Genomic DNA, 12993 nt, shown 5'->3' on the forward strand with positions numbered 1-12993 from the left:
TGCGATCACCGTGGAAGGCGGATCTCGTCAGCTCTGGAGGCGATCCTTCAGCCCAGCCGTGCACCCTCGTGAACCAAGTGAGCCATGGCCTGGCCGTGCGTGAGCCCCGAGGCAATCACCTCTCGGCCGCAGTAGATCGTATAGTTGCCGTCCTCGATCCCGACGATGCGGATCTCAGGCATGGAGCGCTCCTCTAAGAGCCATGCCTTTTAAGGTGTTATCTTGGCCATTAGCTTGGCCTTTTCGAGCACCCTGGCGGTGGCGACATGCTCACGCGCCACGGTCGCCGCTACGTAGGGCTTGTCGACCTTGCGCTTGGGACCACGCGGGCTGGTTGCAATCTGCCCAACGTCAACCCGCTCCGCCAACGCCAGCAAGCGGGCTGCGACGCTCGCTGCATCGTCCTGGCCGTTCAACACGGCGGCATACCCCAGCGCTACCATCAGCCCCTCGTACCCGGCACTGATCTGGCGGCCCAGGTGGAACACCGAGACCCGCGGCTCGGGCCCATGCACCGTCTCGATGCACGCGCTCAAAAGGCTCAGCACGTTGTAAGCCAGGACCGCAGAGGCAAACCCCAACACCGCGGCCCGTGGGCGACCCAGGCGGCCGGCCTCGCTGTGCAGCACCCGCTCCAGGCGCAGGAACAGCCCCTCGATCCGCCAGCGTCGCCGATACACCTGCGCGATCTGCGCCGCGCTGACGCTCGCGGGCAGGTCGCTCCACAGCCAGATCGTCCGATCGCCCTCCGTCGTCGGCTCCGTCAGGCTGAGCGCGATGCGCCGCCAGGGGATCTGGCTCCCCTCCAGGGTGATGCTCTGCTCGCGCAGCGTGCCGGTCTCGCAGGAGCCGCACTCCTGCCACTCTCCCTGCGCGCCCAGGCGGGGATGGTTGCCGTGCTGGCGCACCACGAAGTGGCTGCCCGCCGCGACCAGACCCTCCAGCCAGGTCCGGACACAGAAGTGCCGATCGGCGACCCAGACCTGGCCGGGCGCGGCGCCATCCAGGAGAGCCCGGGCCAGCGTCCGCTCGTCGGCATAGGCGTCTTCAGCCGCCACCAGGTCGACGGCCAAGCCGGTATCGGGATCGTAGACCACCAGGGTCAGCCCCGGCAGGGCGGCGCCGCGACGCGCACGCAGAGGCTTCAGGCGCTTGTCGCTGCCGGGCAGATGGTTGCCGTCCAGCACGCGCAGCGCGTAGCCCGGCAGGCTCGGATGGCCGGTGCCAGCGGCTGTCATCACCGGGGCCAGCCGGGCCGCACTGCCGCGCACGAGGGCGCGCAGCAGCGCGGGTTCGGACCGGTTGACCCTGTCGTCGAGCGCGGGAAGCGAGACGGTCAGGTCTTCGGCTTCGCGGGCTGCCGCATGCAGGGAGGAGCGCAGGCCGAGCGCCACGAGCATCATCAGCCTGACGACGGTGGAGAGCAGCAACTCCCGCGTGTGCTGCCATTGTCGATGCTGGTCGAACACGTCGTCGACCCAGCCCGCCGGCAGCGCGTGTTCCAGGGCCGTGCGGGCCATCAGGCTTGTCGGCGCATGCTTCTCGAACCGTTCGATGACCGCAGACCAGAGCGGATCGGATCCTTGCAATCCTTCAGTCATCGCAAGGATATAGTCACGATAGTCGTACCTTAAAAGGCATGTGCCTCAGAGCCCCGTTCCGGTGCCGTTTGACAGGGGTGCGAGGTCGGAGTGGGAGCGGTTGCGTCCGCGGTCATTTGGACTCGGCCTTCCGCGCGTAGGGCGAGGCGTGACAAGAGCCGATACATGCCTGAACCGCGGGGTTGCCGACAAGCTTGGTAGCATGGGAAGGTATCGCGATCGTAGCCACGGCGGGGGGGCAGGTGCCCTAGGCTCCCCTCAACGAGTTCGTAAAGATCCTCCTGGACTACCGGCTGGAGGCCAAAAAGACGGAGGCGCTTCAACCCCAGACCGCCAGGGACATCGCGGTTATGGCCGGCGGCCCGGGCGCGGGCACCGCTGACTTGGAACCGCCCCACCGCCCACCTGTTGGTGCGCGGATCTTCAGGACCCCGAGACCCGACCTTCAGCCCCGCCGGTCCCAGCCGAGCGGCGTTTTTCGTTTCTGGCCCCACCCTCCGCGACGGCACCTCGCGGCGCTCATGGCCTCAGGACATGGCTTGCCGGAAAGCTGCTGGCGGTGCTTCTGCTGCATCGATCTGTCGGGCTCCTCGTGGCGGACCCCCGATCACTGTCGCGCCCTGTCGCTCCAGAGGACAAGATGCTCCGCCTTCCCACGTTGCTCCTCCTCAATGGTGTCGCCTTCACTGCAACCCCGGCCATCGCCCGGGACCCCGTTCGGGCTGATCGCTTCGAGCACGTCGATCACGACAGCCTCGGGATTAGCGGTCAGGCCCGGACGCACGACAGCGTCGTCGCTCCACAGGTTGCAACCGACGCGCTCAAGGTTCGGGGTCGCCCGGTACTCGGCCTGCGCGAGATCAATGCCGGCGACCCGCAATATGCCGGCGGCGTGATTCCGGACTGCACCGGAGTTGGCGTCGGGACTGATGCCGGGCCAGCGCTCCGCGCCGCCGCTGCCGCCTGGGTTGCGGCAGGCCCCGGCGCGGTCCTGCGGGTGCCGGCCGGGCGCTACCGCCTCGCCACCGCGATCGACCTCAACCTCAACGGCCAGGCCGGCATGGTGTTCGACGCCTCCGACGCCACATTCACACCCGACAAGACGGCTTTCCGGGCACTCGACTTCCACAACGGCCTGCAAGCGGTGATCAAGGCTCGGTTCGTCGAGGGCGGCCCCTTCGGCGGATGGGCGGCAAAGCAGCCGTATCCGGTCGATTACGGCGCAGTCGCCGACGCAGTCGAGGCCGGCGGGCAAGAGGCGATCCGCATCTCCGGGATCACCGGCTACTCGGTCGATCTCACCGCCGAGAACTACGCCGGGCGTCTCCTGAGGGTGGCGCGTGCGCGCAGCGGCGAGCCGACGACGGGCGGCATCAAGGGCGTGATCCGCACCTCGCGCGGGCGTGACCTGAGCAGGCCGCGAGTGGGCCAAAGCCTGTTCACCGACAACGGCAAAAACCCGTTCACCGGATACTGGGGCCACCTCGACGGTCTGCACAACGATTTCGACGCCTACGCGCCGGTGTGGCGCGATGTGAACGATGTCGCGATCTCCTATCTCGACGGGGCATACGCCTACAACGGCCCAAGCCTGCAAGGGGTCGGCGTATTCAAGGGCGGCATCATTTACGTCGGCGACATCGACAGCAACGCCAGAAATGTGCATTTCGACGTCTCTCCGTCTCCGGTGACTGGTCGTCTGTCAAGCCGACTGTCCATCAATCAGCTGACTATGCTCAATGCGGGCAACGGTCTGCGGATCGAAACACCGGACCCATCCGCACGGGCTGCCGACATCCGTCAGGTCACGATGGTCGGTTCTGGTCCCGGCAAAGGCGCCGACCTGTCGTTCGGCAACGCGGCCACCCTCAACAACGCAAAAGGCGTCTTGATCGGAGCCCTGGTCGGCGAGGGCTACGGAGGATCGCTTCTCGCCGTAACGGGCGCCGCGAGCGACGACGTGCGCGTCGGCCTCTACGCCAAGGGGCTCAGTGGCAATTTCACGTTCATCGCGCCCGAAGTGACAGGGCGAGTGCAGCTCTCAGGCCGAATGAGCGACCCCATTCCAGGCCGATCAGTCCTGACGGTCGGGGGCAATACCCCGGTGCGTCTCGACAATCTCGATGTCTCTGCGTCGAACGGGGCGTCATTGATCAACGTGGCGTCCGCCAGCAACCGGGTGCGCTGGGTCTCAGGCTCCAAATCCGGTACGGCCCCGCTCTACGCGGACAAGCCCCCGGCCTACGTCGCGCCGGCAGTGGAATTGCCATAAGGCCACCATCGGCGAAAGCATGGCGGTGTCGAGACGGGCTCGGCCTCCAAAGCCGACTCGATCAGGCGGTGGCAGCGCACACGATGCGGCACGACGGACGCGCCGTCTCGGCCGTCACGGTCTTCTCCCACACCAGCGAGCACGACCGCGGCGCCCCCCGATGCGCTCGGTCTCGACGGTGGTTGACCTGCCGGAGGCGACGAACGACAGCCGCCACCCAATCCAGGCGGCGCTCCACGGCGTGGCGAAGACCTGGAAGGAGCAGAGGGGCCGACGCCCTGGCGCTACAGCAAGGCCGGGCTGGTCACGAAGGATCTCGTGCTGCTCGACGGGGCGCCCCGCCCGCTGTTCGATGCCCTTGACCGGGAGAAGTCCGGTGCGCTGATGGCTGCGATGGATGCCTGCAACAGCCGGTTCGGGAGTGGCGCCGTGGTGCCGGCGCGGGCGGGGCTGGTCGAGAAGCGCACCTGGTCGACGAAGTTCGAGATGCGCTCGCCACGGTTCACGACGCGGCTGAGCGAGGTGCCGACGGTTCGTGCAGCCGTTCAGTGAAATCGCCTGCACCTTGGCGGCTCAACGACGACGCCGAGCCTCAGGCGCGCCGCTTCTTGACCAATCGCCGCGTGTCGACCTGGAACGGCATAGGTGCCGCAGCCAGGATTGGCTTCCACGTCGCGCCCCAGTCTTCGAGGGGGGCGGGATTGGACCTGTGGACAAGGTCGAGGAAGGCGAGCCCGACCTCGGCGGTGGCCCGCTTCACCAAGGGGTTCAGCGGCCCGCCGTTCCGGAGTGAGCGGTCGGTGAAGACGCTGTGCGGACCGCCCTGGAACACGAGCAATGCCTTCTGGGGGGTCGGGATCGCCGCGTAGACGTCGACGCGGTCCTGAACGGGCGAGTAGCGGCCCGGTATGCGGATCGTGTCCTCCGTCGTGGTGACATGGAGCGTGGGAACGTCGACCGAAGCGAGGACCGCCGCGAGGTCGGTCTCACCGTAGAAGGGCGGCGCCGAGATCACGATGCTCGCCGTGAACCGCGGGTCCCGGAAGCCCAAGGGCTTCCCGTCGCGGATGACCTGAGCGCCGGTGAGGATCAGGGTCGTGTTCGCCCCGAAGGAATGCCCGGCCGCGACGATGCGCTTGCGGTCGATGGCGGCATGGAAGGGGCTGTCACGCTGCAGCAGGCGGTCGAGGCCGAAGCTCACGTCCCGTGTCCGTTCGATGGCCTCGCGCTCGTCCGCCGCGCCGCCGAGACGGCCGAGGAGCATGATAGGATTGCCCTGCCACAGGGTCTCATCGCTGCCGACGTGCTGGATGTGCAGGCTCGCAGTACCGCGTGCCGACCATCCCTCGCCGAGGTAGCTGTAGCCCTTTCGGGAGCCGCCGAGCCCATGGGAGAAGACGATCAGCGGGACCAGACCCTTCCGGGTCGAGGTGGCTGGCCAATAGAGCCGGGCCGGCACCGCACGGTTGCGAGCCGTGTCGACCCATTCGAAGTCGATGAACCGGGCTTCGTCACGCGCTGCCAGGGCCAGGGCCGACCGGCATGGGAGCAGGCTCCCGGCACCCGCCGCCAGCAGCATGGCGCCGAAGCGGCGGCGGTCGAGGACAGGCGAGGCCGCTCCGGTGGAGGTGAACGGCCGGGATGGAGTGGCGTCGAGGATGGCCATGGATGTCTCGTGGGAGCCCGGCTGTCGGATCGCATCAGCCAAAACCTTGTGGCTACGGTTTGACGCGAGTGGGCTCGGTCGGATGTGCTCCCTCGCACAATCACGAGCGCAGATCGCGGCCCGTTGACGAAGATCGGTTCAGGGTCGAAAGCCGCGGCTCGGAGCACAATGGGCGATAAGCGTCGCTTCACGAGACCAGCAGGGCCCGATGGGCTACGATCCTGGCCATGTGCAACCTCTACAGCCTTGCCCGCTCGCAGGATGAGATCCGGCGCACCTTCGCGGTCGGCCGAGATGAGGCCGGCAACCTGCCGCCGCTGCCCGGGATCTTCCCTGACCAGATGGCGCCCGTCGTCTACGCTGCCGATGGCGAGCGGGTGCTGACGATGATGCGCTGGGGCTTTCCGCCACCGCCTAAGGTCGGCATGCAGCCGGTCACCAACGTGCGCAACGTCGCCTCGCCCTACTGGCGGCCCTGGCTCAAGCCGGCGCATCGCTGCCTTGTGCCGGTGACCTCGTTCAGCGAGTACGCCGACACCAAACCGCGCAAGACGCCGGTGTGGTTCGCCCTCGACGAGAGCCGGCCGCTGTTCGCCTTCGCGGGGATCTGGAGATCCTGGACGGGCGTGCGCAGGCCGAAGCGCGACGAGCCCGTGGAGGAGGAGCACCGCCTGTTCTCGTTCCTGACGACCGAAGCGAACGGTGTGGTTGGGCCGGTGCACCCAAAGGCGATGCCGGTGCTGCTCACCAATGCGAAGGAGTGGCGCACCTGGCTCGAGGCGCCAGCCGAGGAGGCGCTGCGGCTACAGCGCCCGCTCCCGGACGAGATGATGGCCGAGGTGGCGCGGGGCCCCCGTCAGGATGAGATTGAGGGGTAGGCGGGTGGTTGTCGCCCGGGACGAACTCCCGCCCTCGCGCGCCATCCAGCTCCGGGTTTCTCGCTAATCGCTTCTACCGCGTCGCAGACGCGGTGTTCACCGTCTGGACCACAGCTGCGGGCAGCAGGGCGCGCTCCAGGCGCGCCTGCATGTCCCTCTCCGCTACGCCAGCCATGGCGAGGACGATCAGGCTGATGCCGACGGCGGTCAGGAACGCGGCGCGCAGGTTCTGCATGGGTTCGGCCCAGGATTGATCGAAGCGCAGCTATGACCGGGAAGGGTGGCCGCTGTGTGGTCCGCTTCGGGCATCTTTGGGCATAAATGGTTTCAGTCGTATTCCAGGCCGACCGAGCGCTCGAAGGCAGCCCCGCTCGTCTGCTGCCCTTTTGGATCAGCAACCAAGATGTCGCGGAAGCCTCGCCCCATCAGCTCCCGGACCTTGTCGAGCGCCTGCAAATCCGTGCCGCAGGCGAACGTCACCGCGCGGCCGGTCGGGTCGGTTCCTGTTACCTTGTACAAGCGCGGTTCCCTGTCTGCGTTGAGTGTGCGGCAGCTGGGATGTGCCGACGTCGGCATCGAGACGCAAGGCGTGCGGCGGTGGACTGATATAATCGGGCGGAGGTTGGTCCCGATGGCGTTCCTGGCAGGGCTGGAGAGGATGGAAGGGCTCGCCGTTCGTCCTGCCGATCGCTCGGCGCGCAGGCCCATTCGGTAGCCTCGACGCGGTGATCGAGCGGATCACCAATCGCGCGACGCTGGAGGGCGTGACGGCACACAACCTCCGGCACTTGTTCGCTTCCATGGCCGGCGAGCTCATTCATGCTACCGGCGCCAACAAGACCGCCGTCCGCACCGCATTGCGCCGCCGGGCCGGTGTCGCATCCACTACCGCCAGTTCCTCAGCTGACAACTGGTGCGCCAGGACAGCGGCGGCGATGTCGAGACTGCCCTTGTTGATCTCGAGCACAGCCGGCGCCGATGGATCGGCGAGATAGGCGGAGATCGCCGCGTCCAATCCGTCGTCGGTGATGAGCTTCGCTCGGTAGGCTTCGCCGCCGGTCATCGCTTCACCTCCCAGATCGGGATCATGCCCGGCTGCTCGAGGACGGTTGGCGGAAGAGAGGTTGCCATCGGCGCTACCTGAAGATGCGGGTAGCGCCCAGCCACTTCCGCGACACCGATCGATCGTCTCCGGTGAGAACGTACGGTGAACACGGCTGTGGGGAAAAATGTGGGTGCTTCGGTGAACCCCAGCGCCCATATTCGCGCTTCGTTCCCGCTCACCGCGTCACGGCCGCCGGTAAGGCCGTTAGAGAAAACCGTTTATCTACAAAGGGTTTAATGGTCGGAGCGAGAGGATTCGAACCTCCGACCCCTAGTCCCCCAGATAAGTCCTAGCGCCTGAAACGAAACGAGAATTCTGCAAAACGGGCAGTTCGCGGGGAATTGAACCGAAAGGGGAAAACCGCTGATCTGCAAAACGGTTTGGTGGCGTTCTCGGAACGTTTTAGAGGTGGCGGTATGCTGTCTTCAGGCGCTCCGCCCAACCATCCACCCGCCATCCTCTCCTGGTCCCGCGCCCTCGCAGAAATCTCATCCGTCGCGCGGATCGGCGATTGAAAACCCCGAAAAAATCGGTATTCTGATCGTCGTTGGGGCAGCGCCCCGCTCCTGTCGGGAGACAAACCGATGACCTCGCTCAACGCTCTCACCCTGACCGTCGACCAGTGGCACGCCGTCGACATCTACATCGGCAACGTCGCCCAGCGGATCGAGAGCGAGGGGCTGGGCGCGACCCCCTGGAGCGCCGCCGACATGGCGTGCGGGATCGCCGCGCGGGTCATCCGCGGGTACCAGCGCGCTCTGCGCGAGGCGTGCGATGCCGTCACCGGCGAGACGGCGACGGTCGATCATGCCGGCGTCGAGGTGCTGCGGAGCCTCTCGCGCGATTTCGGCCAGTTCGACGACCTGACCACGTGGGACGATCTGCGGACCCGCGGGCGCCATTACAGGGCCGAGGGCGATCGCCCCGAATACGCCGGTCCGGCGCCGGACGCAGAGACCCTGACCGCTCTGCTGGCCGAGGAAAATGCCCGCCGCACGAGCTGGCGCAAAATCGCCCTGCCGATCATCCGTGCGATCGAGACCGGGGGCCGTGCGGCCGATCGGGCAGCGTGAGAGCGCCCGATGTCCACGATCGACATCGAGCCGTATTTTCGGAACCGTGCGGTCGCGGATGTGCGCGGCCTCTCCGGCGAGGTGCTGGCGCTGTTCGACGCGCAGGCCGCCCGGTTCGCGCGCTGGGCTGCCGCGGGGGACAGCCGCAAACAGGAGATCCAGGCCGCGCGTCTCCAGCACGAACGTCAGGCGCGCGCGGCCGTGGCGATCCATCTGGCCTCGGCGACCGTCGAGGACGCCGTAGCGCGCGTGGCCTACCGGGATGGGAGCCGCATCACGGCGCGCACCATCTGGAGCGAGATCTACGCGCTGGTACGCAGCAGGGAGGGCGGGACGCTGAGGCTGACCGAGTCCGAGTGCGTCGTGGCGGAGGCGATGACGTGGTGGCTGATACCTCTGCCAGAGCCGGACGAGTGGCATTTCCCGCGCGACGTGCCGCCTGAGCCGCGGCCGGCCCCTCCGCCGGTGCGCGAGCCGGAGCCGATGCCCCCGGGCGCCCCGACGATCGTCTACGAGCCCATCGTGTCGATCGTCCACAAACCGCCGCCGCGGTGGGAGCCGGGCGTGCTGCGCATCGAGGGGCCGACCTACATCCGCGAGGCGGCGGGCGGCGTGCTCATCGGGACGCGCAACAACGAGCCCGATTGGGGCGGGCGCCTCCGGCGTCTCACCGACCCGCGCGCTTGGTTCCCGGCTGCGCGGTGGCGTGACGGAGAGGGTGACGGGCATCAGGGGTGGTTCGTGCCGGGGTCAACGGCGGTGCGGCGCGTCAACGCCTGGCTCGATGCCGGCGGCAGGAGAGCCCCGAAACCGGATCGTCCGCCGCGCAAGCCTCGCCCCTCGCGAGAGGAGGCCATGGCGGCATGGCGCGCCAAACGGATGCGCCAGCGCGAGGAGGCGCAGCAGCGGGCCGTCGAGCACTGGACGGCGGAGCGAGCCGAGGCCGAGGCTGCCGCAGCCGAGCGCCGTCGTGCCGCGGGTCTGCCGCCTGCCGATGGCCCCGAGCCGTTCGGGATCGTCTCGCACGTCACCGACATGGCGCCGCTGTGGCTCGGTGCGATCCACACGCCCGCGCACCTCGTCGCGGCGGTGGCCGAGGCTGCCGCCGTCCTGCGCTGCCGGCAGGAGGCCGGTCGCGCCTCCCGCTATCAGCACGCGGGGTACGTGCTGATCCAGCATGTGCCGGAGGGTGCGTGGTCGCAGACCGGCTATCACGTGGTGCCGGCCCGCCACGCCAACGGGTTTCCGGACCTGCGCACGCTGGAGGGCGTGAGGATGGGCGAGGGCGTCAGCCTGGAGCGCGCCGCCCAGATCCTCGAATGGGCGCGCTGGCATCACGGCTACGTCATCCGCTATGCGCAGGCGTTCTGGGACCTCGGACAGGCTGTCGCTGGGGCAGTGTCGGGGCCGGGCGAGGCGATCGTCGTGAGGACGGCGCAGATCATGAGGGACCTGGAATGACCGGAGAGGAGTTGCGCGAGGCCAGAGACATCCTCGGGAGACGGCTCGGATTAGATCGAGCCATCAGGGCCGTCGAAATAGGCCGCGCTCTGGGTCTCCGGGGCGATGACCCGGGAGAGAGCGTGAGGGGGTGGGAGAGACGGGGCAGCATGCCCGGCCCCCCTGCCGAGGCCATCCGCGGATGGGTCCAGATCACCGACCTGGGCGGCACACCGCCCTCTCTCAAGCAGGCCATCGTGCGCAGAGCGTCCGAGGCCGAGGATGATCCCCGCTGATGCAGGGGCTGGTGCTCGCTCTCGATCAAGTCCCGGGCGGGGTCAGCCCCGCGGTGCAGGGACGATGCAGACAACCACGACTACGGGCCGTACACAACCACCAATCGCGAGGCCGAGATTTCCATGGGCGCTCCCGGCAACAACAACCTGCACAACCGCCGCCGGCCCGGGCCGAAAACCCGAGCACCGCTCAACAGCCGAAACGCCGGGATCTGGGCCCACCTGCGCACGCTGGGCACCGCGCCGTTCACGGTCCAGACTGTGGCTGACGCGACCGAGATCCGCGAGCGGACCGTCTCGGCCTACGTCACGGCGCTATATCGGGCGGAGATCATCCAGCGCGTCGAGCCTATCGCCATGACGCAGATGGGCGCGCTCTCGGCGGTGTACCAGGTCGCGAGACCTCTCGGCCCGCTGCCAGCGCTGATCCGCTATTCGGTGCGCGGCCGGCCGGCGAGCGATCCAAATCCCCCTTGACCCCGAATAAAAATCCGGTACATTAAATCACATCAACCCGCGCCTCGGGGATCACGGAGGCAGGAGAAACCATCATGACGATCGTCTCCGCCGAGCGCATCGCTGCCCGCCGCCAGTCCGCCGAAATCGCCGCCTGGACCGGTTCTGGCGAGGCTGAGCGCATGGCCGCGATGACCGACGCCGAGGTAGCCGCGCTGATCGAGATCGAGGACGCTGAGGCTGCCGCGCTTGCAGTGCGCGACAAAGCCCGTGATGCGGCCCGCCTCGCTCGACACGGCCTCGGCCACGACCAGATCGTCCGGGCCACCGGTCGCGGTACCCACCACGACAGCCACGGAGTCGAGGCGATCGACCTTGCGGGCGATTGGCGCGTCGTCGCGATCGACGGCGCGACTGGCCGCATCCATCTCGCTCCGGCGTCGGGCCAGGGCCAGTATGCGCTGGTCCGTCCCGAGCAGATCGTCCGCTGATGCCGCCTGCCCCCGCCTACCTCTGGCAGGTCACGCTCAACATGGGCGGCGGGCAGCGCTCGCTCCGGTCCGACGTGACGGAGCAGGCATTGATCGTCGTCCGCCCCTTGCTGGACCTGGATGTCCCCCAGGCAGTGGACGGGCTCGGCACCGTGTGGGCGGAGCGATACGGCTCGGCCATCGTCGTGCGCGTCTCGGACGGGACAGGGCCGCGGTGCGCGATCGGGGTGGCGCTGCGCTCGCGCGGGGCGCCGCGGGTCTGGCAGGCGCTCCATGAGGACGGCATCGCCGCGCTCGCGACGCAGCCCCGCGACCCGCCTCAGGCGCCATGGTGCGGCCTGGTGCTGGCGGACCGGATGCGGGAGCGTCCGCGCGAGGAGACCATGGCCCTGGTGACTCTCGCCCGTGTCGTCGGCTGGGCCTGGGTGGAGCGCGACGCCTGATGCGCCGCGGTCGCCCCCGCATCCTCCCGGACGGCACGACGACCCGGGACGCCCGGCTGGCCGCCGGTGGCCGCCGTGTCGAGATCCTCCTATCGCCGGAGGAGGTTGAGGCCCTGCGCCGTCTGCGCGAGGCCGCGGGGGAGAGCACCGACGCAGCGATGCTGCGGCGGCTGATCGTTGAGGCGGACAGGTGGGGCACATGACCCCAACCGCCTACCTCGCTCTCACCTCCGCCCTGGTGCTGGCGTGCGCCTGGGGTGCGGTGATGTGGTCGAGGCGGGCGGCCCGGCGGCTGGATGAGAGGGAACGATGATGCGCGTTGTGATCTACGATGCTGAAGACATGGAGCCGATCACAGTCATCCGGCTCCCTGACCACATGCGCGGGTACCTGGACGAGATCCTAGATGGGCGCCGAGGCCCGGAGATCACATTCCCCGTGCAAGATCCGCTGCGCGCCAGGGACTTTCTGGCGGATGTCTCATCCGCGCCAGTCCAATTACGCGTCGTGCGCTTGAAATTCGAGCCGATCAGGAAAGGCAGGGGCCTCCTGATGTGGCTGTGCACGACACGCGACGGCGAAACAGCGCTTCTGCTGAAGTCGGTGTTCCTGCCGGGCCAGCAGCGAGAGTTGAACCATCAACGCGAAGATGCCTTCATGGCTGGGTTGTTCGCCGCGCTGGCGCGATGACCTATCCGCTCACCTGGCGCCACACATGGCCCGAGCGCGGCCCGGATTTCCTGGCGATCGTCAGGGGCGGCCAGTTCGCTCGGATCTACCGCACCCACCCAGACCACCTCCAGGGCCACGAATGGGTCTGGTCGCTCACCTACCCGGCTGCGACGAGGCTCAACAAGACCGGCCGGGCTGCGACCAAGGCGGAAGCGGCCGACGCCGTGCGGGCGGGCCTGGACGAGGCCCTGCGCTGGCACGCCGAGCGAGACCAGCCGTTGCTTCTGTGGCGGGCCGACAGGGGATCGGATCTACAGCTCGATTGGATGCGCGGGCCGGTGAGGATCGTGGTGGGGCAGGATGTGCCGTGGCTGGAGGGGTAGGGTCCAGACGCAAGAAAGCCCGCGCCGGAGTAACCCGGGCGGGCTGAAGCTTCAATCCCCGCGCCTGCGGGGAACAACCTTCCAGCAAGCTATTCATAATACGACTGTTTTCGGCTCACAGCAGGTCTACCGATCGCGCGACCGCCGCGCAAGCACGAAAAAGCCCCGCTCGGCGTCTGCCGGCGGGGCTGAAGGTCGGGTCTCGGGTCTTGGAAGA

At 68.1% G+C, this 12993-nt stretch carries 17 protein-coding genes; 11 read left to right on the plus strand and 6 right to left on the minus strand.

Annotated elements, in window-relative coordinates; translation table 11 throughout:
• Nucleotides 1–47: 47 nt before the first annotated feature.
• Nucleotides 48–182, minus strand: a complete 135-nt coding sequence (locus VP06_RS38475) for a hypothetical protein (protein WP_280950151.1) — start codon at nucleotides 180–182, stop codon at nucleotides 48–50.
• 27 nt (nucleotides 183–209) lie between these two features.
• Nucleotides 210–1520 carry an IS4 family transposase gene (locus VP06_RS01305; protein ID WP_048462038.1) on the minus strand — a complete coding sequence of 437 codons (1311 nt, stop codon included), beginning with the start codon at nucleotides 1518–1520 and terminating at the stop codon, nucleotides 210–212.
• A 721-nt stretch (nucleotides 1521–2241) separates the two neighbouring features.
• Here VP06_RS01305 and VP06_RS01310 point away from each other — a divergent pair.
• A complete protein-coding gene (locus tag VP06_RS01310; RefSeq protein ID WP_048462020.1) occupies nucleotides 2242–3873 on the plus strand; it encodes a hypothetical protein in 1632 nt (543 codons plus the stop codon).
• Nucleotides 3874–4191: 318 nt separating this feature from the next.
• Nucleotides 4192–4425 (plus strand): DUF4113 domain-containing protein, encoded by a 234-nt coding sequence (locus VP06_RS38855; protein WP_053081480.1) that lies wholly within the window; start codon nucleotides 4192–4194, stop codon nucleotides 4423–4425.
• A gap of 40 nt (nucleotides 4426–4465) precedes the next feature.
• Here VP06_RS38855 and VP06_RS01320 read toward each other — a convergent pair whose 3' ends face one another.
• Entirely contained in the window at nucleotides 4466–5539 is a 1074-nt protein-coding gene (locus VP06_RS01320) for an alpha/beta hydrolase family protein (RefSeq protein WP_245291006.1), read from the minus strand.
• A gap of 227 nt (nucleotides 5540–5766) precedes the next feature.
• Between VP06_RS01320 and VP06_RS01325 the strand changes: the two genes are divergently transcribed.
• The gene (locus VP06_RS01325; protein ID WP_048462021.1) at nucleotides 5767–6417 is read left to right on the plus strand and encodes an SOS response-associated peptidase; all 651 of its coding nucleotides are present in this window, start codon (nucleotides 5767–5769) and stop codon (nucleotides 6415–6417) included.
• 73 nt (nucleotides 6418–6490) lie between these two features.
• On the opposite strand, the gene VP06_RS35815 is transcribed toward VP06_RS01325, so the two are convergent.
• The 3 genes from VP06_RS35815 to VP06_RS01335 all read right to left on the minus strand — a co-directional run bounded on the left by VP06_RS35815 (nucleotide 6491) and on the right by VP06_RS01335 (nucleotide 7480).
• Nucleotides 6491–6652, minus strand: coding sequence for a hypothetical protein (locus tag VP06_RS35815; RefSeq protein WP_156295396.1), 162 nt, complete (start codon nucleotides 6650–6652; stop codon nucleotides 6491–6493).
• 92 nt (nucleotides 6653–6744) lie between these two features.
• On the minus strand, nucleotides 6745–6936 hold the full coding sequence (locus VP06_RS01330; RefSeq protein WP_048462022.1) for a hypothetical protein: 192 nt from the start codon (nucleotides 6934–6936) through the stop codon (nucleotides 6745–6747).
• 298 nt (nucleotides 6937–7234) lie between these two features.
• The gene (locus VP06_RS01335) at nucleotides 7235–7480 is read right to left on the minus strand and encodes a hypothetical protein (RefSeq protein WP_048462023.1); all 246 of its coding nucleotides are present in this window, start codon (nucleotides 7478–7480) and stop codon (nucleotides 7235–7237) included.
• 626 nt (nucleotides 7481–8106) lie between these two features.
• Between VP06_RS01335 and VP06_RS01340 the strand changes: the two genes are divergently transcribed.
• From VP06_RS01340 to VP06_RS01380, 8 genes are all read left to right on the plus strand, one after another.
• Complete coding sequence (locus tag VP06_RS01340) at nucleotides 8107–8595, plus strand: hypothetical protein (RefSeq protein ID WP_048462024.1); 489 nt, start codon at nucleotides 8107–8109, stop codon at nucleotides 8593–8595.
• Nucleotides 8596–8604: 9 nt separating this feature from the next.
• Nucleotides 8605–10056, plus strand: a complete 1452-nt coding sequence (locus VP06_RS01345; RefSeq protein WP_048462025.1) for a hypothetical protein — start codon at nucleotides 8605–8607, stop codon at nucleotides 10054–10056.
• Between the two features lie 398 nt (nucleotides 10057–10454).
• Nucleotides 10455–10808 carry a hypothetical protein gene (locus VP06_RS01355; protein ID WP_048462027.1) on the plus strand — a complete coding sequence of 118 codons (354 nt, stop codon included), beginning with the start codon at nucleotides 10455–10457 and terminating at the stop codon, nucleotides 10806–10808.
• A gap of 74 nt (nucleotides 10809–10882) precedes the next feature.
• Entirely contained in the window at nucleotides 10883–11278 is a 396-nt protein-coding gene (locus VP06_RS01360; protein WP_048462028.1) for a hypothetical protein, read from the plus strand.
• A complete protein-coding gene (locus tag VP06_RS01365) occupies nucleotides 11278–11721 on the plus strand; it encodes a hypothetical protein (protein ID WP_048462029.1) in 444 nt (147 codons plus the stop codon). Before VP06_RS01360 ends, VP06_RS01365 begins: the two co-directional genes overlap by 1 nt.
• Entirely contained in the window at nucleotides 11721–11924 is a 204-nt protein-coding gene (locus VP06_RS01370; RefSeq protein ID WP_048462030.1) for a hypothetical protein, read from the plus strand. The genes VP06_RS01365 and VP06_RS01370 overlap by 1 nt, the downstream gene beginning before the upstream one ends.
• A gap of 106 nt (nucleotides 11925–12030) precedes the next feature.
• Nucleotides 12031–12411: a hypothetical protein gene (locus tag VP06_RS01375; RefSeq protein WP_048462031.1), complete on the plus strand. Its 381-nt coding sequence runs from the start codon at nucleotides 12031–12033 to the stop codon at nucleotides 12409–12411.
• Entirely contained in the window at nucleotides 12408–12776 is a 369-nt protein-coding gene (locus VP06_RS01380; RefSeq protein ID WP_048462032.1) for a hypothetical protein, read from the plus strand. The genes VP06_RS01375 and VP06_RS01380 overlap by 4 nt, the downstream gene beginning before the upstream one ends.
• Nucleotides 12777–12993 lie beyond the last annotated feature (217 nt).

The sequence above is a fragment of the Methylobacterium aquaticum genome, from assembly GCF_001043915.1.
Classification (GTDB): domain Bacteria; phylum Pseudomonadota; class Alphaproteobacteria; order Rhizobiales; family Beijerinckiaceae; genus Methylobacterium; species Methylobacterium aquaticum.